Source organism: Actinoplanes oryzae (genome assembly GCF_030757795.1).
Taxonomy (GTDB): Bacteria; Actinomycetota; Actinomycetes; order Mycobacteriales; family Micromonosporaceae; genus Actinoplanes.
In genome coordinates this window covers 1-21993 of record NZ_JAUQWH010000151.1, presented here as the reverse complement: position 1 = coordinate 21993, position 21993 = coordinate 1, and the positions used below count along the sequence as shown (strand labels likewise).

General features: G+C 72.6%; 20 protein-coding genes. 14 read left to right on the top strand and 6 right to left on the bottom strand.

Annotation, left to right across the window (positions count from 1 at the left end; translation table 11 throughout):
- Positions 1-1741 (bottom strand): ArnT family glycosyltransferase (locus RBH18_RS34370; RefSeq protein WP_306214657.1); only part of this gene is annotated, 1741 nt, incomplete at its 3' end.
- A 127-nt stretch (positions 1742-1868) separates the two neighbouring features.
- Complete coding sequence (locus tag RBH18_RS34365) at positions 1869-2930, bottom strand: 3-deoxy-7-phosphoheptulonate synthase (RefSeq protein ID WP_306214656.1); 1062 nt, start codon at positions 2928-2930, stop codon at positions 1869-1871.
- A 278-nt stretch (positions 2931-3208) separates the two neighbouring features.
- Here RBH18_RS34365 and RBH18_RS34360 point away from each other — a divergent pair, with 278 nt between their 5' ends.
- Positions 3209-3613 (top strand): hypothetical protein, encoded by a 405-nt coding sequence (locus tag RBH18_RS34360; RefSeq protein ID WP_306214655.1) that lies wholly within the window; start codon positions 3209-3211, stop codon positions 3611-3613.
- Here RBH18_RS34360 and RBH18_RS34355 read toward each other — a convergent pair.
- Entirely contained in the window at positions 3560-5095 is a 1536-nt protein-coding gene (locus RBH18_RS34355) for a sensor histidine kinase (RefSeq protein WP_306214654.1), read from the bottom strand. The genes RBH18_RS34360 and RBH18_RS34355 overlap by 54 nt on opposite strands.
- A 1-nt stretch (position 5096) precedes the next feature.
- Complete coding sequence (locus RBH18_RS34350) at positions 5097-5834, bottom strand: response regulator transcription factor (protein ID WP_306214653.1); 738 nt, start codon at positions 5832-5834, stop codon at positions 5097-5099.
- Between the two features lie 130 nt (positions 5835-5964).
- Between RBH18_RS34350 and RBH18_RS34345 the strand changes: the two genes are divergently transcribed.
- Both RBH18_RS34345 and RBH18_RS34340 read left to right on the top strand, forming a co-directional pair.
- Positions 5965-6189: a hypothetical protein gene (locus RBH18_RS34345; protein ID WP_306214652.1), complete on the top strand. Its 225-nt coding sequence runs from the start codon at positions 5965-5967 to the stop codon at positions 6187-6189.
- A 58-nt stretch (positions 6190-6247) separates the two neighbouring features.
- On the top strand, positions 6248-7150 hold the full coding sequence (locus RBH18_RS34340) for an RCC1 domain-containing protein (protein ID WP_306214651.1): 903 nt from the start codon (positions 6248-6250) through the stop codon (positions 7148-7150).
- On the opposite strand, the gene RBH18_RS34335 is transcribed toward RBH18_RS34340, so the two are convergent.
- Positions 7056-8927 carry a hypothetical protein gene (locus RBH18_RS34335; RefSeq protein WP_306214650.1) on the bottom strand — a complete coding sequence of 624 codons (1872 nt, stop codon included), beginning with the start codon at positions 8925-8927 and terminating at the stop codon, positions 7056-7058. The two genes, RBH18_RS34340 and RBH18_RS34335, sit on opposite strands and share 95 nt — an antisense overlap.
- 130 nt (positions 8928-9057) lie before the next feature.
- On the opposite strand from RBH18_RS34335, the gene RBH18_RS34330 reads away from it, so the two are divergent.
- Together RBH18_RS34330 and RBH18_RS34325 are read left to right on the top strand one after the other, a co-directional pair.
- Positions 9058-9447, top strand: coding sequence for a tetratricopeptide repeat protein (locus RBH18_RS34330; protein WP_306214649.1), 390 nt, complete (start codon positions 9058-9060; stop codon positions 9445-9447).
- 10 nt (positions 9448-9457) lie between these two features.
- Complete coding sequence (locus RBH18_RS34325) at positions 9458-9742, top strand: Smr/MutS family protein (RefSeq protein ID WP_305786040.1); 285 nt, start codon at positions 9458-9460, stop codon at positions 9740-9742.
- A 129-nt stretch (positions 9743-9871) separates the two neighbouring features.
- Here RBH18_RS34325 and RBH18_RS34320 read toward each other — a convergent pair whose 3' ends face one another.
- Positions 9872-12241, bottom strand: a complete 2370-nt coding sequence (locus RBH18_RS34320) for a M20/M25/M40 family metallo-hydrolase (RefSeq protein ID WP_306214648.1) — start codon at positions 12239-12241, stop codon at positions 9872-9874.
- Positions 12242-12302: 61 nt separating this feature from the next.
- Between RBH18_RS34320 and RBH18_RS34315 the strand changes: the two genes are divergently transcribed.
- The 9 genes from RBH18_RS34315 to RBH18_RS34275 all read left to right on the top strand — a co-directional run bounded on the left by RBH18_RS34315 (position 12303) and on the right by RBH18_RS34275 (position 21941).
- Entirely contained in the window at positions 12303-12650 is a 348-nt protein-coding gene (locus RBH18_RS34315; protein ID WP_306214647.1) for a hypothetical protein, read from the top strand.
- Positions 12651-12819: 169 nt separating this feature from the next.
- Positions 12820-13980 (top strand): PP2C family protein-serine/threonine phosphatase, encoded by a 1161-nt coding sequence (locus RBH18_RS34310; protein ID WP_306214658.1) that lies wholly within the window; start codon positions 12820-12822, stop codon positions 13978-13980.
- Positions 13977-15572 carry a sensor histidine kinase gene (locus tag RBH18_RS34305; RefSeq protein ID WP_306214646.1) on the top strand — a complete coding sequence of 532 codons (1596 nt, stop codon included), beginning with the start codon at positions 13977-13979 and terminating at the stop codon, positions 15570-15572. Before RBH18_RS34310 ends, RBH18_RS34305 begins: the two co-directional genes overlap by 4 nt.
- Entirely contained in the window at positions 15569-16024 is a 456-nt protein-coding gene (locus tag RBH18_RS34300) for a response regulator (RefSeq protein ID WP_306214645.1), read from the top strand. Before RBH18_RS34305 ends, RBH18_RS34300 begins: the two co-directional genes overlap by 4 nt.
- Positions 16017-16823 carry an inositol monophosphatase family protein gene (locus RBH18_RS34295; RefSeq protein WP_306214644.1) on the top strand — a complete coding sequence of 269 codons (807 nt, stop codon included), beginning with the start codon at positions 16017-16019 and terminating at the stop codon, positions 16821-16823. Before RBH18_RS34300 ends, RBH18_RS34295 begins: the two co-directional genes overlap by 8 nt.
- Entirely contained in the window at positions 16820-17572 is a 753-nt protein-coding gene (locus tag RBH18_RS34290) for an SDR family NAD(P)-dependent oxidoreductase (protein WP_306214643.1), read from the top strand. Before RBH18_RS34295 ends, RBH18_RS34290 begins: the two co-directional genes overlap by 4 nt.
- A 63-nt stretch (positions 17573-17635) precedes the next feature.
- Positions 17636-18643 carry a coiled-coil domain-containing protein gene (locus RBH18_RS34285; protein WP_306214642.1) on the top strand — a complete coding sequence of 336 codons (1008 nt, stop codon included), beginning with the start codon at positions 17636-17638 and terminating at the stop codon, positions 18641-18643.
- Between the two features lie 42 nt (positions 18644-18685).
- Positions 18686-20188 carry a fused MFS/spermidine synthase gene (locus tag RBH18_RS34280; RefSeq protein ID WP_306214641.1) on the top strand — a complete coding sequence of 501 codons (1503 nt, stop codon included), beginning with the start codon at positions 18686-18688 and terminating at the stop codon, positions 20186-20188.
- 10 nt (positions 20189-20198) lie between these two features.
- Positions 20199-21941: a serine/threonine-protein kinase gene (locus RBH18_RS34275; protein WP_306214640.1), complete on the top strand. Its 1743-nt coding sequence runs from the start codon at positions 20199-20201 to the stop codon at positions 21939-21941.
- Positions 21942-21993 lie beyond the last annotated feature (52 nt).

Below are 21993 nucleotides of genomic sequence, written 5' to 3'. Positions count from 1 at the left end.
CGGTGCCCCCCGGGAAGCCACCTTGGCCGCCGCCGGGGAAGCCGCCCTGCTGCTGGCCGGTGCCGCCGTTCTGGCCGGTCCCGCCGGGGAAGCCGCCTTGGCCGCCGCCGGGGAAGCCTCCGCCGGGGAAGCCGCCGCCGCCCGGGAAGCCGCCGCGCCCGCCACCGCCGCCCGGTCCACCCCGGCCGCCGAAGCCGCCGCCCTGCACCGACGGGCCCGCGGACGGGATCGAGCCGGTGTGTGGTTCGGATGCCGTCTGCACCGCGTACGCCGCCGGCCCGCCGAGCACCGCCACCAAGGCGCCCCCGGCTGCCACCATTGCGATCTTCGCCGAGAGCCGGAAGGAGGCGACGACTGCCACGGCCGCGAGGAGCCCGGCGATCAGGACGACCCAGCGCAGCCACGGCACGAAGTCCGGGCTCCAGCCGAGCATGTGCCACGACCACCAGGCGGTGACGCCGATCGCCACGGCGAGGGCCGCCGCCGCGAAGACGTTCCTGCGGGCCCGCCACAGCAGGACGGCGCCCATGCCGACGACCGCGCCGACCGCCGGGGACAGGGCCACGGTGTAGTACGCGTGGAAGATGCCCTGCATGAAGCTGAAGATGAGGCCCGTACTGAGCAGCCAGCTGCCCCACAGGATCAGGCCGGCCCGCTGATTGTCGGTGCGGGCCCGGCGGAAGGTGAGCACCAGCCCGGCGACCAGCACGATCAGGGCGCCCGGGATGAGCCAGGAGATCTGGCCGCCCTGCGACGTGTCGAACATGCGCAGGATGCCGGTCTCGCCCCACATCCCGCCGCCCATGCCCCCGCCGCCGCCCCCGCCGACGCTGCCGGTCTCGTCGCCGTTGAGCCGGCCGAGGCCGTTGTAGCCGAGGGTCAGCTCCAGCAGGCTGTTGTTCTGCGAGCCGCCGATGTAGGGGCGCATCGAGGCGGGCACCAGCTCGACGACCGCGATGTACCAGCCGGCGGACACGACCACGGCGAGACCCGAGAGCAGCAGTTGCCAGACGCGCTTGAGGAGCTTGGGCGGGCCGGCGATCAGGTACGTGAGGGCGTACACCGGCACCACGAGCAGCGCCTGCAGCATCTTGGCCAGGAAGCCGAAGCCGACGAAGACCCCGGCGAGCACGATCCACTTGGTGGAGCCCGTTTCGACCGCGCGCGTGGTCGCGTACGCCCCGGCGATCATCAGCAGCACCAGCAGCGCGTCCGGGTTGTTGAACCGGAACATCAGCACTGCCACCGGGGTCAGCGCCATCGCCACGCCCGCGAGCAGCCCCGCCGCCGCGCCGAAGTGGCGCTTGACGGTCGCGTGGAGCAGGCCGACCGAGGCCACGCCGAGCAGTGCCTGCGGGACCAGGATGCTCCACGAGCTGAGGCCGAAGATCCGGACCGACAGCGCCATGATCCACAGGGCGGCCGGCGTCTTGTCGACGGTGATCGAGTTGGCCGCGTCCGACGAGCCGTAGAAGAACGCCTTCCAGCTCTCGGAGCCGGCCTGGACCGCCGCGGAGTAGAACGCGTTCGCCCAGCCCGAGGCGCCCAGGCCCCAGATGTAGAGCACGGCCGTGAGCACCAGCAGCGCGAACAGCGAGGGCCGGGCCCATGCGGGGTCCTCCGGCCGGCCGCGGAGAAACGCCGACCACCGGGACCGGGGCGGCGCCGCGGGCGGTGGCGGCGCCGCCGGCTCCTCCGCCGGCGGCGATGCCATCTCCGGTACGGGCAACGTCGAGGTCATCAAAGTTCCTTAAGGCAGGCGGGGAGCACACTGACTCCCTCACCCTGCTGCGCCCGCCTGTCGGACCCTTATGCCGTTCCTGTGCGCCCCCTGTGAGTCCTGTTTCGACCTGAATGCCTGCTCAAGATCAGGACATGCGGCGCTTGGCGGCCGCGGCGGCGAGGCGCTCGAGAACGGCCACGGTCGGGTCCCAGCCCATGCACGCGTCGGTGACGCTCTGCCCGTACGTGAGCTCGCCGCCCAGGTCCTGCCGGCCCGGCTGCAGGAAGCTCTCCAGCATGACCCCGCGGATGCCCTGCTGCCCGGCCTCCAGCTGGCCGGCGACGTCCTCGGCCACGGCCGGCTGGCGCAGGTGGTCCTTGCCGCTGTTGCCGTGCGAGCAGTCGATCACGACCCGCTCGGGCAGGCCCGCGTCGCGCAGCAGACCCAGCGCCGCCGCCACGTCCGACGCGCTGTAGTTCGGGCCCTTGCCGCCGCGCAGCACCAGGTGGCAGTCGGGGTTGCCGGTTGTGTGCATGATCGCCGGAGTGCCCGAGACGTCGATGCCGGGGAAGACGTGCGGCACGGCGGCGGCGTTGATCGCGTCGATGGCGGTGGCGATGCTGCCGTCGGGGCGGTTCTTCATGCCGATCGGCATGGACAGCCCGGACGCCAGCTGCCGGTGGACCTGCGATTCCACGGTACGGGCGCCGATCGCCCCCCACGCCACGGTGTCCGCGATGTACTGCGGCGTGATCGGGTCCAGGAACTCCACGGCCACGGGCAGCCGGCGCTCCAGCACCTGCAGCAGCAGCGACCGGGCAATGCGCAGCCCCTTGCCGACGTCGCCGGTGCCGTCCAGCCCGGGGTCGTTGATCAGGCCCTTCCAGCCGACCGTGGACCGCGGCTTCTCGAAGTACACCCGCATCACGATCAACAGGTCGTCCGCCAGCCGCGTGGCCTGCTCCTGAAGCCGGTCCGCGTACTCCACGGCGGCCACCGGGTCGTGCACCGAGCACGGCCCGACCACGACCAGCAGCCGTTGATCTCGGCCGTTCAGCACGTCCTCCACCTGGCGCCGGCCGTCCAGCACGTTCGCGGACAGCTCGTGGGTCAGCGGGAGCTCGTGGTGCAGCAGCGCGGGGCTCATCAGCGGCACGACGGTCTCGATGCGGTGGTCGCTGACCCGCTGCACCTCGGGGATCGTCACGGTGTCCTGCCCTTCTCCGCCGGCCGCCGCGGGGGCCGGCGTCCCCCTGGCCTGGACCGGCTCGTGAAAACGAAAAAGCAGCGACATCGTGTCGCTGCTTCTGCCGGCCCTGCGGGGTGTCTCAGGTCATGAATCCATGGCCGAGGCACCGGCGGGAGCCGGCCTCGTAAACCACGAATACCAACGGGACACGCGGCCATGGTAGCCCATCGGAGACGGACTGTGTCCGTCAGGCGGGGTATGGCTACATGCAAGTTGCGTGTGCTCACATGAAGTGCATGAACGACACGAGCACGCCGGCTCTTCTCGACGGTCTCGCCGATCTGCCGCCGGCGGAGCGTCGCCAGGCGGTCGCGGTGGTGGTGCTGCGGGTGTGGGAGACGCCGCAGGTGCTGCTCGGGGACATCCCGCCGACCCAGGCGCTGGCGGCCATCGCCGCGATCGCCGCCGGGCTGCCCGGGGCCCAGGGCCGTCCGTGGCTCGACGACCGCCTGCGCGCCGCCGCGTGCCCCCGGGTCACCAGCGAGCTGTCCGGCCGGGCGCTGTGCGCGCTCGACGTGCTGGTCGGCCGGGACAGCGAGTCGGTGCCACTGGAGTTGCACGTGAGCGACGGCGCCGCGGCCGGGGCGCTACTGGACGACCTGCGGGACGTACTGATGGACGGCCTGCGGCTGGGGCTGTGAGACCGGCTGGAGCGGCAGCCGTACGGTGAACTCGGTCCGCCCGGGCATGCTGGCGACCTCCACCGTCCCGCCGTGCGCGGTGACCACCGCGTGCACGATCGACAGGCCGAGGCCGGTGCTGCCGGCCGCCCGCGAGCGGGAGCTGTCTCCCCGGGCGAAGCGCTCGAAGATGCGCGGCTGCAGGTCGGCCGGGATGCCGGGACCGCCGTCGACCACCTTGATCACGGCCGTGTCGCCCTGGGCGCGCACCCCGGCGATGACCACCGTGCCCTCGGGGGTGTGCGTGCGCGCGTTGGCCAGCAGGTTCGCGATCACCTGGTGCAGCCGGTGGCTGTCGCCGAGCACCGTCACCGGCTCGTCGGGCAGGTCGAGCTGCCAGTTGTGCTGGGGGCCGGCGGCGTGGGCGTCGCTCACGGCGTCGACCAGCAGCATCGTCAGGTCGACCGGGTCGTGGGCCAGCGGCCGGCCGGCGTCCAGGCGGGCGAGCAGCAGCAGGTCCTCGACCAGGGCGGTCATCCGCTGGGCCTCGGACTCGACGCGGCGCATGACGTGGCTGATCTCGTCGGGCACGGGCTGGCGGCTGCGCCGGCTCAGCTCGGCGTACCCGCGGATCGCCGCGAGCGGGGTGCGCAGCTCGTGGCTGGCGTCCGCCACGAACTGCCGGACCTGCATCTCGCTGGCGTGCCGCGCCTCGAGCGCGCTGCCGACGTGGTCGAGCATCCGGTTGAGCGCGGCACCCACCGCACCCACCTCGGTGTGCGGATCGGTGTCACCCGGCGGCACCCGCTGCGCGAGCTCCACCTCGCCCCGGTCCAGCCGCAGCTCGGAGACCCGGGTGGCGGTGGCCGCGACGCGGTTGAGCGGCTTGAGCGTACGCCGGATGATCACGGCCCCCGCCCAGCCCGCCACGCCGATCGCGATCAGGACCGCACCGCCCGTGACGAGGGCGACCGCCAGCAGCGTCTGCTGGGTGTCGGCCAGCGGCAGCGCGGCGATGACCACCCCGTCGCTGGTCGTGCGGGACATCGCCCGATAGGTGCCCAGCGATCCGAGGTCGATGTCGACCGGCTCGCCGTCGTCGCGGATGCCGGCCAGGGCGGCCACGGTGGCGGGCGGCAGATCGGTGAGCTGGTTGACGTAGCGGCCGCTGTTGTTGCGCACCAGGGCCACGATGCCGCCGTCGACCGTCGACCCGCTCACGCTGACGAAGATCGAGTCGGGCTGGGCCCCGGGCGGCGCGTCACTGCCCCACCCGCCGAACTGCCCCTCGTCCGGCGCCGCGCCGCGGCTGCCCGGAGGGCGGTTCTGCGCCCGGTTGGCGTTCTCCTCGAGCTGGTCGTCGAGCTGCTGGTAGAGCGACTTGTGCAGGTAGATCTCGGCGGTGCCGCCGACGACGACGCCGAGGACCGACAGCAGCACGATCATCATCGCGATCAGCCGGGTCCGCAGCGACCAGCTCGCGGGGGAGCGCCAACGGGCCATCTCAGTCCGCCGGCTTCAGGACATAGCCGGCGCCGCGCATGGTGTGGATCATCGGCGCGCGCCCGGCGTCGATCTTCTTCCGCAGGTACGAGATGTAGAGCTCGACGACGTTCGCCTGGCCGCCGAAGTCGTAGTTCCAGACGCGGTCCAGGATCTGGCTCTTGCTCAGCACCCGGCGCGGGTTGCGCATGAGATAGCGCAGCAGCTCGAACTCGGTGGCCGTCAGGGTGACCAGGTCGCCGCCGCGGCGCACCTCGTGGCTGTCCTCGTCCAGGCTCAGGTCGCCCACGATGAGCTGGGACTCCTGGCGCTGCTGGGAGCGACCGGTGCGGCGCATCAGCCCGCGCAGCCGGGCGACGACCTCCTCCAGGCTGAACGGCTTGGTCACGTAGTCGTCGCCACCCGCGGTGAGCCCGGTGATCCGGTCCTCGACCGAGTCCTTGGCCGTCAGGAAGAGCACGGGCACGTCCGGCGACTCCCCGCGCAGCCGGCGCAGCACCTCGAGCCCGTCGATGTCGGGCAGCATCATGTCGAGCACGACGGCGTCCGGCCGGAAGTCGCGCGCGGCCCGCACGGCGCCCATGCCGTCCCCGGCACTGCGCACGTCCCAGCCCTCGTAACGCAGCGCCATCGACAGCAACTCGGCGAGCGTGGCCTCGTCGTCGACCACGAGGACGCGGACGGGCGTGCCGTCCGGGCGCCGGAGGTCACTGCCGGGATCTGTGTTAGCCATCGTCATGGTCCCACTGTCGCGGGCGGCGCTTTGCGTCGCCTTTCCGCTTCCTGTGTAGCACCTGTGTGTCCCGCGCACAGGAATGCCATGCTTTTCGCACAGCCACTTGCTGGCTGGGGCAGCAACTGTACTGGTCATGACGGAGACGATGAGCAAGCGGCCGCGCCGGGCGATCGGCGCGATGGTGGCGGCGTCCCTGGCGGTGGTCGCCGTGCTGGGACCCGGTCCGGACCTCGTCACCCGGCTGGGTGCGAGTGAGCAGGTGGCGTTCGCCACGGTGAGCGCTGCCGACATCATCCGCAGCGAGGGCATGCTCGCCGAAGTGGCGGCGGGCCGGCTCCGCGTGTCGAATCGAACATAACACCCTTACGTCCGCATAATGTCCGCCGTTGGTGTCGGCGGGTGAGCGGAGAGAACCAGTGCGGCTGCGCCGTTTCGGAGTGGCCCTGGCGGCCCTGCTCGGGGCCGTTGCCCCGGCCGTCCCCGCCATGGCACAGGGGGAGCAGCCGGGACTCGTCGCCACCGGGGGCAGCCATTCCTGTGCGATCACCGCGGCCAGTGATCTCTACTGCTGGGGCGACGACAAGTACGGGCAGCTCGGCGACGGCGCACGGGCACACGCCTTCGCGCAGCCGGTTCCGGTGCTGGGCGGGATGACCGAAGTCGCCGCGGGCCGGGCGCACACCTGCGCTCGGGATGCCGGCGGACGCGTCTACTGCTGGGGCGACGGCTCTCTGGGTCAGCTGGGTGTGCCGGACACGATCGGCTCCACGACCCCGCTGTACGTCCGGCTGCCCGGCCCGGCGACGCACGTTGCCGCCGGTGGGGACGCCAGCTGTGCGACTGTGCGCGGCGGGCACTCGTACTGCTGGGGTGCGGGTCTGGGCAGTGAGCCCCGGGCGGTGGACGCCGTCCCGGCGATCGACGTCGACGGTGCCCACGGCTGTGCCGCCGGCGCTCAGCACAGCGTCTACTGCTGGGGCGCCGGTGACGAGGGGCAGCTCGGGGCGGGGAACACCGTCATGTCGGCCGTACCTGTGCAGGTCAAGGACTTGCCGCAGGAAGCCGGCGGCGGGCCGCTCGTGCCGGTGACCAGGATCCTGCAGCCGGTGGCCGCGACCGACGGGCTGCCCCTGACCGAGGTACGTCCGGTCGCGCTGATCTCCGTCGGCACGATGCTCGTGGCCGCGGGGCTGGCCGCGCTGCTGGTCCGGCCCGGCTCGCGCCTCAGGACGACGTCTCGAGGACCGCGTCACGGAACACGTCGGCGCCCTGCTTCAGCCGTTCCGAGTGATACACCCGATTCCAGTTCGTCCACGTGACGTGCCCGGCGGCCAGATCGGTGCCCGCTGCCGACACGGTCACGCCGACGCCGGGGCTGGCGACGCCGCCGACCATGTGTTTCGACGGGTCGGTGTAGCCGAGCAGCGCCCACGGCACCCGCACCACGAGGTCGTCGCCGTCGCGGTACCAGAGCGCCCGGCTGTCCTCCTCCGGCGTGCCGTAGCGCAGCAGGCCCGCGTTCTGCGCCGCCGCCGGGCCCGTCGCCAGCTCGAAGCGCCGCCATCCCGCCCGTCCGGCGTGCTTCCGCAGGTACGCCTGCCCGGTGCGCCGGGTCACGTCCAGCTCGAACGCGGCGTCGGCCGCCCGGCTGCCCGGCCCGTTCACCCCGGGCAGCACGTCGAAGCCCAGCGTGAGCTTCCCTGGCGCCGGGCTGCCGAGGCGCACGCGCAGGTGGACATATGACTCGTCGACCCGGGCGGTCACCCGCCGCGCCGGCCAGGCCGTGTCGTCGTCGAGCAGCTGCTGGGGCGGGGCGTCGGGCGAGCCGGCCGCGTCCATGGCGATGAGCCCGAAGCCCTGGGCGGCGGTCAGCGGGTCGTGCCACAGCTGCCGCCGCTCGCTGTCCTGCTGCCCGGCCGTGTTCCAGGACGACCGGAACCATTCGTCGGCCCACCCGGCGAGGAAGCCGCCCGCCACGCCCTGGTCCTTGAGCAGCCGCAACAGCTCGGCGTCGAGCGCCATGGCCTCGCGCTCGCTGTGGTCACCCTCGCTGCGGCCCAGCGGGGCGTCGTGCGCGGATCCGATCGCCGACGGTACGCCGAACTCCGTGACCAGCGTCGGCACGCTGCTGTGGCGCTTGCGCAGCGCGGCGACATACCCCGCGTACGGGTCCGCGCGGCCCTGATACTGCTGCTTCGGAGATTCCGCCCAGAACGGGTACGCCGCACAGCTCGCGAACGTCCCGCCGGGCCACGCCGCCGTGGGCCGTACGTGATCGGCGTCGAGACCGTCCCCGCCCTCGAAGGCGATCGGCGGGCTGAGCCCGGCGGCCGCCTCGTGCCCGGCCAGCTCGTCCATCCGGGCCGCCAGCCACCGCTCCGCCGCGGTGGCGTCCGGGCTGCTGCGGAACCACCTGCCCCGGACCGAGCGCTCCAAGGTCCCCGCGCCGTCCGCGGTGATGATCCATCCGATCAGCCAGGGCCCGGCATCGGTGTCCCAGGTGCCGCTCGCCCGCCCCGGCCGGGCGGCCCGGGTCAGCCTGCCGTGCACCGCGCCGGGGGCATCCCGCAGCTCCGCCGGCTGCACGCCCTGCATCAGATACAGCGGCTCGTCCGGATTGGCCCGGTTGTAGGCGACCAGTTCCCGATAGAAGCCGGGCGGATGGATCGTGGCGATCCGCACGACGCGCAGCCCGAGCCAGCCCATCGCCGCGAACCACCTCCGGTACTGCTCGGCGGTGATCGCCAGCTCGCCCGGCAGGTGCCCCGGCGTGGTGCTGCCCAGATTGACGCCGGTCAGGAAGGCCGGCCCGCCCCCGGCGGTGTGCAGCGTGAACCCGTGCTCGCCGGCGGTCGCGACGCTGCTGAGACCGTGGGTGGTCACCGGGTCGGGCGCCTTCGAGCGGCCGACCGGAGGGGAGCCGAGCGCTTCCATGCCCGGAATTGACCACGCGACCGTACGGACGGCGGGGCGCGGCGTCGCCCCGGCGAGGAAGAGGCACATCGCGACCGTCACCAGACCCACCAGCGCCGCCTTGAGCCGGGCGGGCCGGGGCCGGGGCGGCGCCTGCACGAGGTGCAGCGGGAAGTCCCCCACGAAGAGCATTCTGTGCCCCGACGGTTGCGGCCTGGGCGGAAATGTCGGGAAGGTGGAGGGGGTGGAACACTCGCCGTTCGCCCGTAGTTGTGCCAGCGTTGGTCATCGGCGCGAGCGTGGGGAGCGGTTCGTGGATCTTCTCGAGGAGTACCGCAGGGCAACGTTCACCTTCGAGTCCGGCGACCCGCTCGGGGCGGCCCGGATGCTCGAGCCGATAGTCGAGGCCGAGCCGCACAACTCCGCCGTGCGGCTGCTGCTGGCGCGGGCCTATTTCAACTCGGCCCAGCTGCAGCGCGCCGAGGAGCAGCTGCGTGAGCTGATCGAGCACGACCCGTCCGACCACTATGCGCACCACGTGCTCGGCCGCACCCTCGAGCGGGCCGGCCGGTTCAGCGAGGCCCTGCCCCACCTGCGGCTGGCGGCGGCGATGAAGCGGCACGACGACTACGACGAGGCGCTGCGGCGCGTCGAGGCGTGGGTCGGCAAGAACGGTGGCCGCACCACCTACGCCGCCGAGTAGGCTGGCGCCGGTGAAGCTCAAGCTGGATCTCCACGACATCTTCAACAAGGGCACGGAGATCGACAAGGCGCTCCGCGGCATCATCGACGAGGCCATCCAGAAGAAGGCGACCCTCGTCGAGATCATCCCGGGCAAGGGCAGCGGTCAGCTCAAGAAGAAGGTGATCCGCTTCCTGGACCAGAAGGAGATCAAGCAGCTCTACCACCGGGTGGAGAAGGACGGCGACAACTGGGGCCGGCTCTTCGTGCACTTCAAGTTCAACGAGTCGACGGGCCGCCGCGGCCGCGGCCGCTGATCCACCCGGCCCCGCTTCCGGCGGCCCGCTGAGTCCTCGCCGGCTCGCCGTGTCCGCTAGATCGGCTGGGTCCTCGCCGGCTCCCGCGTCCGCTAGACCGTGTGGATCCTCGCCGGCTCGCCGCGTCCGCTAGATCGTCTGGGTGCGCGCGACGGCGAGCATGTCGGAGGTGTGGGTGCCGGCGACGCCGACGGTGGCCGGCCGCTGCTGAAAGCCGGGCAGCTGGGTCAGCCCGTCGCTGGCCGACATCAGCCGGAGCCGCAGCGGGCCGGCGCCCGCCGCGGTGAGCGTGACCTCGACCCCCTCGGCCGGCGCGTGGAAGACGAGGCCGAAGCCCCAGCCGCCGCCCGCCTTCCCGCGCACGGGCACCGGTTGCCCTTCCGCCGTAGCGGCGACGATCGTCGACTGCTCGGCCACGTGCAGTGTGACGAGCCGGGCGTCCCGGCCCGGGGCGAGACGCAGCCGGACCGTCCGTCCCTGCGGGCCCTCGGTGCTGCTCAGCACGGTGGCCGCCGGGGCGGGCAGCGGGGCGGCCGGGGCGGGTCCCGAGCGCACCTTCTCGTCCCCGAAGGCGGGCAGCGTGGCCGTCACCGCGGCCGGCTCGCCGGAGACGTAGCGGGCCGTCCAGGCGCTCGGCTCGGCGGACTCGCTCAGCCAGCGGGCCTGGCCGGTGTCCGCGTCCAGGGCGTACATGAGATGCGTCGGCTCGGGATGCGCCGTGTCGAAACGGTCCGTCACCATCCCGGCCGCCACGCACGCCACAGTTGCCACCAATGCGGTCACGGTCGGTAGGGCCCCGGCGCGGCGGGCACGCAGGGCGACGAGTCCGCGCTGACCGCCCGCGGCCGGGTGGAGGAGATCGATCACCGGCAGCAACGCGAAGGCGAGCAGCACGCTGAGAAACGCCCCGGCGGCGGCGAGGTTCATGCCCAGGGCCGGGAAGAAGAGCACCAGAGTGGGCAGCAGCACGGCGACTGCCACGGCGCCGGCCGCCGTGACCAGCAGCGGGGACGACCAGCTGCGCGCGCGACGGACGCCGAGTCCCGCCAGCGCCCCGGCCAACGCGGGCAAAGTGGTCAGATAGGACCCGCCGGGCGCCACCGCCGCGAGGACGACGCCGAGCACGGCGAGCCAGGCCAGACCCGCGAGGGCCAGGGCTGCCGGGGAGAGGCGCCGGCGCAGTAGGGCGTACCAGGCGAAGACCGTCGCCAGGGTGAGCGCCACGACGGCCAGGCGGTACCACCAGGGCCGGTACGGGTCGACCGGCATCTCGGCGTACCCCGGGCGCATGATTTTGATCGTCAGCCACAGCAGCTGGGCCAGGACCGGGGCGACGAGCAGCGGCGCGAGGGCGGTGAAGAAGGCGACCGCCTGCCGGGGCGCCGAGGCGAGGCCGCGGCGCCGGATCAGCCAGGCCAGCGTGAGCACCGCGAGGACCGCCGCGGCGGCGAGGGGCCAGGTCAGCGTGCCCGGATAGCGGGCGAGGCCGCCGAGCAGCGGGAAGTATGTGGCGTCCTGCCCGGAACGCAACGCGGGCAGCTCCTCGTCGCCCAGCTCCCGGGCCAGCGCCAGCAGATTGTCGCCTTCCTGCTGCAGCGTGCCGCGGTCCACGGTGGAAGGCGTGTCCAGCGGCGTGTGGTACCACGCGACTCCCTCGATGTAGGCGCTGTTCAGGCCGGTGAAGCCGCGGCCGAGGAACGCCGTGAAGTCGGTGTTGTTCGGCATCATCCGGTAGATCTCGACCGCCAGGGACGTGCCGATCGGGTGCGGGGCGCGGCCGAAGACCCCGATCAGACCCGCGTTGCGGGCGGCTGTCTCGAACATGACCGAGGGGCCGGCGCTGCCCCGGGCCTCCAGGTTGAGGACGATGCCGCCCTGCTGGGCGTACGGGTGCTGGTCGACGAAGGCCTTGGCGCCGCAGAGGCAGCCCTCCTCGCCGTCGGTCAGGACGAAGACGACGTCGTTGCGCGGGCGCGGGCCGGCGGTGAGGGCCCGCGCGGTCTCCAGCACGGCCGCCACGCCGCTCGCGTCGTCGTTGGCCCCCGGTCCGTTCTGCACGGAGTCGTAGTGCGCCACGAGGAAGATCCGCCCGGTGGACGCCGTGCCCGGGAGCAGCGCCACGACGTTGCGTACCCGGGCCATGCTCGCCCCGCCGGCGCTGGACGACAGTGCGGCGCCCTGCACCGACACGGTGTCCTGCACCTGGGCGTCGAGACCCAGCCCGCGCAGCGTGGTGACCAGATGCTCCCGGACGACGTCGTTGGCAGGGCTGCCCAGCGGGTGCGGACGGGCGGCGACGGTCTCGACGTGAGCGAAGGCACGTCCGGCGCTGAACTCGGCCGCGGGGGCGGACGCCGGCCGGGCGGCGGGCGGCCGGATGCTCGCGACGGCGTACGCCCCGAGCCCGGCCAGCAGGCCGACGACCGCGAGCGCGACCCAGCTCCGGTGGCGGGGCCGGGTGAACGCGCGGTCGGCGTGATCAGGGGTCGACGCGCCCACGGGCACCTCCTCCGGGCGGGTGGTCGAGCGATCTTACGGCCGGGTGGCTTACTTTTGTCCCGTGACTGCCCCGCTCGATCCCGCCGCCGTCCTTTCGGAGTTCGTCGAGCGGGTGGCGCCCTACGACCCCGCGGCCGGCGCCCCGCCCGTGGCGGTGCTCGGCGTGCGCACCGCGTTCGGGGAGGCGACGTTCCAGCTCAGCGACCATGTGCTGCGCGCGATGTGCCGGGCCCTGGAGGGCTACCGAGACCCGGAGGACCGTGGTGACTGCACGGCCTGCGGCGGTCGCCGGCTGGACGACAATCTGCACTGTCTCGACTGCGGACGGTTGCACGGCATCCTGGGGCAGGTCATCGCCCAGCACGCCCGGCGGGTCGCGGAAGAGGCAGCCCGGGAGCACTCGGCGTGATGCTTGCCACCGCCGATGTTGTGTCGCGGTCGGGTCTGGTGGACGATCAGCGAGTCACGCCCCCGAAGGAGTCCGTCATCAAGTCCATCCGCCGCGCCGGTGCCGTGGTCCCGATGCGCCTTCGAGGCGTGGTGGCACCGTGACCGATCTGGCCACACCGCGCCCTGCCATGAAGGCGCCCGAGCGGCTGCGTGTGCTACTCGTCGAGGACGACGAGGGCGACGCCTTCCTGGTCCGTGAGCTGCTCGAGGAGGCCGGCGCCTCCTTCGACCTGCGGGTCGCCACGACGCTGCGCGAGGCGCAGTCGCTGATGCGCGGCGTCCAGTGCGTCCTGCTCGACCTCGGGCTGCCCGACGCCGAGGGCATCGACGGCCTGCGCAAGCTGCTCTCGGTCGCCGGCACCGCGGCGGTGGTCGTGCTCACCGGCCGTTCCGACGAGCACCTGGGCGTGGGCGCGGTCGCCGAGGGCGCCCAGGACTACCTGGTCAAGGGCCAGGTCGACGGCGTGCTGCTGGCCCGGGCGCTGCGCTACGCCGTCGAGCGCAAGCGCGCCGACGAGAATGCCCAGCGGCTGCGCGAGGTCGAGCTGCGCCAGGCCGAGTCGGCGCGTCTCGAGCGCGGCCTGCTGCCCCAGCCGCTCATGCGCACGACCGCTGTGGCGGTGCACACCTTCTACCGGTCCGGCCGGGCGATGGGCCTGCTCGGCGGCGACTTCTTCGACGTCGTGCAGGTGGGCGACGACAAGCTGCACGTGATCGTCGGCGACGTCTGCGGGCACAGCGTCGACGAGGCGGCGCTCGGCGTGGAGCTCCGCGTGGCCTGGCGGGCGCTGATCCTCGCCGGCGTGCCCGAGGACCAGGTGCTGGGGTCACTCGAACAGGTACTCATGACGGAACGGCGGGCTCGGGAGGTCTTCGCCACGGTCGCGATGGTTTCGCTGGACCTGCGGGGTAACAAGGCAACCGTGCGCCTGGCGGGCCATCCGCCGCCGGTGCTGCTCGCCGGCGGCAAGGCTGTGCCGGTGACCGCGCGCACGGGCATCGTGCTCGGTGTCCGCCCGACCCCCACCCCCGCGACCGACGTGGAGCTCACCGCTGATGACTGGTCCCTGCTGATGTACACCGACGGCCTGATCGAGGGTCACACCGGCAACGGCAATGAGCGGCTCGACGTGGAGGGCCTCTGCGGTCTCCTCGGCGAGCCGGCTGCCGCCCAGGTGCCGCTGGCCGCCCTCCCCGCGTGGCTGGTCGGCCGGGCGGAGCAGGGCAACGGCGGCCCGCTCGCCGACGACGTCGCCATGCTGATCATCTCCCACGGGGGTGGCCGGTGAGCTGGCTCCAGCTGCGCACCTGGACGCTGCGGCGGCGGGTGCTCGCCCTGTGCGTGCTCGTCGGGGTGGTGCTGTCGCTGCTGGGCGTCATCGCGGCGGTGACCGCGGCCGACAGCAACCGCCGGGTCGACGACGTCGTCAACAGGGCGAGTCCCATGCGCGCCGCCGGCGAGCGGCTCAACACGGCGCTGGTCGACCAGGAGACCGGCATCCGCGGCTTCGCGATCAGCGGGAACGAGGCGAACCTCAAGCCCTACACCGACGGCCTCGCCTCGGAGCGGGAGCAGATCGCCACGATCGGCCGGCTGCTCGGCGACGGCGACCAGGACGATCGCATCCGCGCCGACCTGGCCGAGGTCGAGCAGCGGGTGCGGACCTGGCACGCCGAGGTCGCCGACCCCACCGTCGACGTCATCCGCACCCAGGGCGCCGCGGCCGGTCAGGCCCGCATCAAGGCCGGCACCACGACCGCCTTCGACGCCGTGCGCTCGTCGATCGACGTGATGCAGGACGACATCAACGTGCTCCGCGCGCAGTCGGCCACCGCCGCCCGCGACGCCAGCTCGCAGATGGTCGCCATCCAGATCTCCGCCGCCGCCGTCATCATCGTGGCGGGCGTGGTGCTGATGCTGCTGCTCGACCGCCTCGTCGGGCGCCCGGTCACCGAGCTCGCCGACCAGGTGCGCAGCGTCGCGCAGGGCGACTACGACCGGCACATCGAGAGCCACGGCGCCCCCGAGCTGCGTAACCTCGCCCACGACGTGGACGGCATGCGGCGTCAGATCGCCGCCGAGCTGACCGAGGTCCGCGAGGCGCGCCAGCAGATCGAGTGGGTCAACGACCAGCTCAAGCTGCAGGCCGACGAGCTGACCCGGTCCAACCGTGACCTCGAGCAGTTCGCCTACGTCGCCTCGCACGACCTGCAGGAGCCGCTGCGCAAGGTGGCCAGCTTCTGCCAGCTCCTGCAGCGGAGGTACGCGGGCCAGCTCGACGACCGCGCCGACCAGTACATCGCCTTCGCGGTCGACGGTGCCCAGCGCATGCAGCGGCTGATCAACGACCTGCTGGCGTTCTCGCGCATCGGGCGGCTCACGTCCGGGTTCACCGACGTCGACCTCAACAAGGTCCTCGGCGAGGTGAAATCGCAGCTCGAGCCCCGGGCCGGCGACAACGCCGAGATCATCTGGGACGCCCTGCCGACGGTCGAGGGCGAGGAGCCGCTGCTGACGACGCTCTTCGTCAACCTGATCGGCAACTCGCTGAAGTTCAGCCGCCCCGACGTGCCGCCCGTCATCAAGGTGACCGGCGAGCTCGACGGCGAGGAGTGGCGCATCAACGTCCGGGACAACGGCATCGGCATCGAGGCCGAGTTCGCGGACAAGGTGTTCGTCATCTTCCAGCGGCTGCACGCCCGAGACGCCTACGAGGGCACGGGCATCGGACTCGCGATCGTCAAGAAGATCGTCGAATACCATGGCGGACGGATCTGGCTCGACCTCGACGTCGCCGAGGGCACCTCGATCTGGTTCACGCTGCCGGTGCTCGCGGGTGTTCCCGTGCAGGAGAAAGCGAAAGAGGTCACCACATCATGACCGCTGCCATACGGCCGGACGGAACGCCCATCGAGGTGCTGCTCGTCGAGGACGACCCGGGCGACGTGCTGATGACCCAGGAGGCGTTCGAGGAGCACAAGGTCCGTAACCGGCTGACGGTCGTGTCGGACGGTGCCGAGGCCCTCTCCTACCTGCGCCGCGAGGGTCAGTACGAGGGCTCCGTCCGTCCCGATCTGATCCTGCTCGACCTCAACCTGCCCCGCCGCGACGGCCGCGAGGTGCTGGAGGAGATCAAGAAGGACGACGAGCTCTGCCGCATCCCGGTGGTCGTGCTCACGACGTCCGCCGCCGACGAGGACATCCTCCGCAGCTACCAGCTCCACGCGAACGCCTACGTCACCAAGCCGGTCGACTTCGAGCGGTTCATCGCGGTCATCCGGCAGATCGACGAGTTCTTCGTCAGCGTCGTGAAGTTGCCGCCGCGTGCGTGACGACATGCTGGACCGGGTCGAGGCCCTGATCCGCGAGGTGGCGCAGACGATCGTCCTGCCCCGGTGGCGGCACCTGGGCACCGGCGAGGTGCACCAGAAGGGCCCCGGCGACCTGGTGACGATCGCCGACCAGGAGTCCGAGCGCGCCCTGACGGCCGGCCTCAAGGCGCTGCTGCCCGGCTCGACGGTGGTCGGCGAGGAGGCCGTCGCGGCGGACCCCGACGTGCTGCGGCGCACCGGCGACGCGGGCGCGGTGTGGATCGTGGACCCGGTCGACGGGACGAACAACTTCGCCGCCGGCAAGACGCCGTTCGCGGTGATGGTGGCGCTGCTCCAGGACGGCGAGCAGGTCGGCGCCTGGATCCTGGACGTGGTCAGCGACCGGATGGTCCGGGCCGAGGCCGGCAGCGGTGCCTTCGCGGACGGCGTGCGGATGAAGACGCGCGCCGACGCTCCGGCGGCTGCCGCCCTGACCGGCACGGTCTCACACAACCACTTCCCGGAGGACCTGCGCGACCGGGTCGCCGCGGGAGCCACGAAGTTCGCCGGGGTGAGCGCGGGACACCACTGCGCCGGCTACGAATATCCGGCGGTCGCCCTCGACGAGCAGCAGTTCGCGGTGTTCTGGCGGATCCTGCCCTGGGACCACGCGCCGGGCTCACTGATCGTGCGGGAAGCCGGGGGCACGGTGCTGCGGCTGGACGGGTCGCGTTACTCGCCCGCCGAGGACGGCCCGGGCCTGCTGGTCGCGCCGAACGACGACATCTGGCACACCGTCCGCGGCACTCTGTTGTCGTGACCGGGTCGTACCTCGATCGGCTCTTCGGGCTCGACGGCCGCACCGCGCTGGTGACCGGGGGCAGCTCCGGCATCGGCCGGGCGATGGCTGCTGCTCTGCGTGGCGCCGGTGCCTCGGTGATCCTCGTCGCGCGCCGGCCCGAGCCGTTGGCCGCCGTCTCGCGCGAGTTGTCCGCCTCCTTCCTGACCGCGGACCTGGCCGATCGTGCCGATGTGGCACGCGTGGCCGCCGAGGCGGGCACAGTGGACATTCTGGTCAACGCCGCCGCGGTGAATCTGCGGCCGCCGCTCGACGAGTTGACCACCGGCGACTGGGATCTGACGCTCGCCGCGAACCTGACGGCGCCGTTCCTGCTGGGACAGGCGTTCGGGCCGGCGATGGCGGCCCGGGGCTGGGGCCGGATCATCAACGTCGTCTCGCAGCAGGCTTTCCGGGCGTACGGGAACAGTGGTGCCTACGGCGCCGCGAAGGCCGGCCTCGTGGGGCTGACCCGCTCGCAGGCCGAAGCGTGGTCCGCGCGCGGCGTGACCAGCAATGCCGTCGCGCCGGGAGTCGTCCGCACCCCGTTGACCGAGGAGACCGTTTTCGCCCATCCCGGGCGTGCGGAATCTCACGCGCGCCGGGCGATGATCGGGCGCAACGGCCTGCCCGACGATTTCGCCGGAGTTGCGGTATATCTGGCGAGTGGCGCCGCCGCTGCTGTAACCGGCCAGACACTCTTCGTCGATGGTGGATATTCCGCGACGTGATCGACCTGCTTTCCCCACCGCCGGCACGGTAAAGTCACCGCGCTCACTTGGAGGAGGTAGATCGTGGCGGCGACGCTCCTGCACCGGCTGAAGCCTGTGCTCGCCCTGCTCACGGCGGCGGTCGTGCTGCTGGTGGCGGCTCCGGCCGCGCACGCGGACCCCGAGGACGAGGGTGGCACCAAGGCGCTGCGCACCGCGCTGACGTCCGCCTCCAAGGGCTACACCCAGGCCAAACAGAAACTCGCCGCGTCCAAGAAGCGCCAGACCCAGCTGAAGGCCAAGCAGGTGGCGGCCGAGAAGAAGGAAGCGGAGCTGCACGACCGGGTGCAGGCGATCGCCGGTCGGTCCTACATGCAGGGCCGCTTCAGCACCGTGTCGCTGCTGCTCAACAGCAGCTCGCCCGACGGCTTCATGGAGCGCTCGCTGCGCCTCGACCAGCTGGCCCAGATCGACGGCCAGGTACTCAAGACCTACAGCGAGGCCGCGACCACCGCCGAGAAGGCCACCAAGGCCATCGAGGTGGAGATCAAGGAGCAGCAGAAGCAGGTCACGGTCATGGCCAAGAAGAAGGAGCAGGCCGAGGCCGCCCTGGCCGCGGTCGGCGGCGTGACCTCCGCGGGCTTCTCGACCTCCGGCGGCTCCTCGGCCAAGCCCGCTCCCCGCAACTCCGACGGCTCGTGGCCGAAGGAGGGCTGCACGGTCAACGACCCGACGTCGTCCGGGTGCATCACGCCGCGCACGCTCAACGCCTATCAGCAGGCGCGGGCGGCCGGCTTCCAGCGCTACACCGTCTGCTTCAGCGAGCGGGCGTCGGGCGAGCACCCGCTGGGCCGGGCCTGCGACTTCTCCGCGGCGTCCGGCGGCTTCGAGGACGTCGCCGCCAGCGGGGGCGACAAGACGTACGGCGACAACCTGGCCGCCTACTTCGTCAAGAACGCCGACCGCCTCGGCGTGATGTACGTGATCTGGTACCGCGAGATCTGGATGCCCAGCACCGGCTGGCGCTCCTACAGTCCGTCCGGCGGCCCGTCCGTGGTGCACACCAATCACGTGCACCTCTCGATGGAGTAGTCACCAGCGGACTCACAGGTGATCACCGGTACCATTCCGCCGATGGAGTCCCCGCGATCCCTTCCGACCGGTCTCGCCACCGCGCTGGTCTTCGTCGCCAGCGGCGCCGCACTGGTGCTGGAGATCGTCGCGTTGCGCCTCGTCGGCCCGTACGTCGGGGTCACTCTGCAGGTGAGCAGCTCGGTGATCGGCGTCTCGCTGGCCGCGATCGCGTACGGCACCTGGCTCGGCGGGCGCCTGGCGGACAAGCTCGACCCCCGCCGCCTTCTCGCCCCGGCCCTGTTGCTGGCGGCCATCGCCACCGCGGTGACGCTGCCGCTGGTGCGCTGGGGCGGCGAGCTGTTGCGGGGCGGAGCGGCTCCGGCCGTGCTGCTGCTCGCCGCGCTCGCGGTGTTCGTCCCGATGCTCCTGCTCTCCACGATCACACCGCTGACCGTGAAGCTGCAGCTCAGCGATCTGAGCCGGACCGGTGCCGTGGTCGGCCGGCTGTCCAGCGTCGGCACGCTCGGCGGCATCACGGCCACCCTCGGCACCGGCTTCATCTTCGTGGCGGCCATGCCCAGCAGCTGGATCGTCCTGACCACGGCCGGGCTGCTCGCGGTCGCCGGCTTCGCCCTCGGCTGGTACCTGCAGCGCAGCCCCGGCGTCACCCCGGAGGGCAAACCCCGGACGCGGGCGGTGCTCGCCACGATCGGGCTGGTCGGAGCGGGCCTGGGTGCCTCCGCGCCGACGCCGTGCGACGTCGAGACCGCGTACCACTGCGCACGGGTCGACGCCGATCCACAGGTGGCAGGCGGCCGCACCCTGCTGCTCAACTCGGCGCGCCACTCGTACGTCGACCTGAACGACCCCACGCACCTCGAGTTCGCGTACGTGCAGTGGCTCGGAGCCCTGGTCGACACCCAGAAGACCAGCGGCGCCCCGCTCGACGCCCTGCACCTGGGCGGCGGCGGCTTCACCGTGCCGCAGTACATCGCGACCATGCGCCCCGGCAGCGACCAGCTGGTTCTGGAGCTGGACGGCGGCCTGGTCGACCTCGACAAGCAGGAGCTGGGCCTGCGAACGGGCCCGCAGCTGCGCGTCCGCGTGGGGGACGCGCGCGTGGGCCTCGCCGAGCAGGCCGACGCCGCGTACGACTTCGTGGTGGGCGACGCGTTCGGCCACCTCGTGGTCCCGTGGCACCTCGCCACCCGCGAGATGGCCGCCGACATCGCCCGGGTCCTGCGCCCCGGCGGCGTGTACGCCCAGAACGTCATCGACTATCCGCCGAACCGCTTCATCAGGGCGGAGCTCGCCACGGTCGCCGACGTCTTCCCGCACGTCGCCCTGATCGCGCCGAAGGAGGCGCTGGCGGGCGAGACCGGGTCGAACTTCGTCATCGTGGCGGCCACGCAGCCGTTGCCGCTGGACGAGATCCGGCTGCACCTCGACCTGGTCGACGAGCCGGTCGAACTGGTGTCCGGAGAGGCGCTGGACGCCTTCGTCGACGACGCGCGGGTGCTGACCGACGACTACGCGCCGGTGGACCAGTTGCTCGCGGGCTGATCGTCGCTGTTTGCGGGAAGCCGCCTGGCGCGGCTTTCTCTCGCGTAACAATCAGCACATGGGGTGGCTGGCGACGGGCAGGCGGGGAAGCCTCATCGGCGGCAGGTACCGCCTCGTCGAACGGCTGGGCACCGGCGGCATGTCCGAGGTCTGGCGCGGGCACGACGAGGTGCTGGGCCGCGAGGTGGCGGTCAAACTGCTGGCGCCGCGGCATGCGGACGACTTCCGCTTCCGGGCCCGGCTGCGGCAGGAGGCGGTGGCAGCCGCCCGGCTGTGCCACCCGCACGTCACCGGGGTCTTCGACTTCGGCGCCTTCCCCTACGTGGTCATGGAGCTCAACGACGGCGAAGCGGTGGCCGACCGGCTGCGCCGCGACGGGCCGTTGCCGTGGCGAACCGCCGTCACCGCGGCCGCCGAGGTCGCCTCCGCCCTGGCCGCGGCCCATGCGCGTGGCATCGTGCACCGTGACGTCACGCCGGCCAACGTCATGCTCACCGGGGCCGGCGCCAAGATCGTCGACTTCGGCATCTCGGCCGTGAGCGGCCAGCGCGACGCCGCGCCCGACGGCAGCCTGCTGGGCACGCCCGCCTATCTGGCCCCTGAACGGCTCAGCGGGGGCCCGGTGGCGCCACCCGCCGACGTCTACGCGCTCGGGCTCCTGCTCTACCGCATGCTCACCGGTGGCTTCCCGTGGCCCGCGGACAGCACCACCGAGGCCTTGCGCGCCCATCTGTACGCCGACCCGGCGCCCCTCCCGCCGCTGCCCGGCCTGCCGCCCGAGGTGGCCGAGCTGTGCCTGCGCTGCCTCGCCAAACAGCCGGAGAACCGGCCCGGAGCCGAGGAAGTCGCCACGGAGCTGGCCCACTTCGTCGGGCTGCAGCCGGTCATCCCGGCCGCGGCCGAGCCCGCCCGCCCGGCCGTACGGGTGGCAGTGCGCCCGCGCCAACGTCCCGCGCTCTGGCTCCGCGTGAGCCTGCGCCTCGGGCGGACGCTGCGGCTGGGAGTGCCGCGTCCCCTCGGCGGCGGGCTCTTCGCGGTGACCGGCCGGCGCGGCTCGTTGTCGGGGCTCTCGGACCTCATCGTGTCCCGGCGGCATCGCGTGCACGCCGCCGCGGCCACGGTCGTCCTGATCGCGGCGCTGGGGCTGATCTGGACCTCCACCCGCGAACCGGTCGACGTCGCCACCGCCCAGGCCGCCTCCGCGGGCGCCGCGCCTGTCCCGCACGGCACGGGCTGCAAGGTGCGCTACCGCGTCCAGCGCGACTCCGGCACCGACTTCGGCGCACAACTGACCGTCATCAACACCGGCGAGCACACCTTGTCGGAGTGGCGCCTGGTCTTCAGCTTCGCGGGCGGTCAGCGGCTGACCGACGCCCCCAAGCGGCTGTCCCAGCAGGGCCGCCGGCTGGTGCTCCGGGCGAAGAAGGGTGCGGCTCTGCGCCCGGGCCGGTCGGCGAGCGTGTCCCTCAGCGCGAGCTACCGGGCGTCGAACCCGCTGCCGGTGACCTTCTCGCTGAACGGGCACGAATGTCAGGCGGAGATCCTCGGTGCGGTGGCCGCTCCCGAGGTCGCCGAGCCCTCCCGCGACCGGCCGTCGCGTTCCGTCCGCGCGCCGCAGCGTAAGGAGTCCCCGCGCCCGCCGGCCCCGTCCCTGCCCTCGAACGAGCCGTCGCCGGAAGTCAGCTCGCCGCCGCCTTCCTCCGGATCGCCGGTGCCCCGCTCCCACGCCGACGGCTTCTCCACCTCGATCTGAGAGTCCGCCCGGATCAGGCCCTCCCGCGCCGGGTGGTCATTCCTTGGTGACC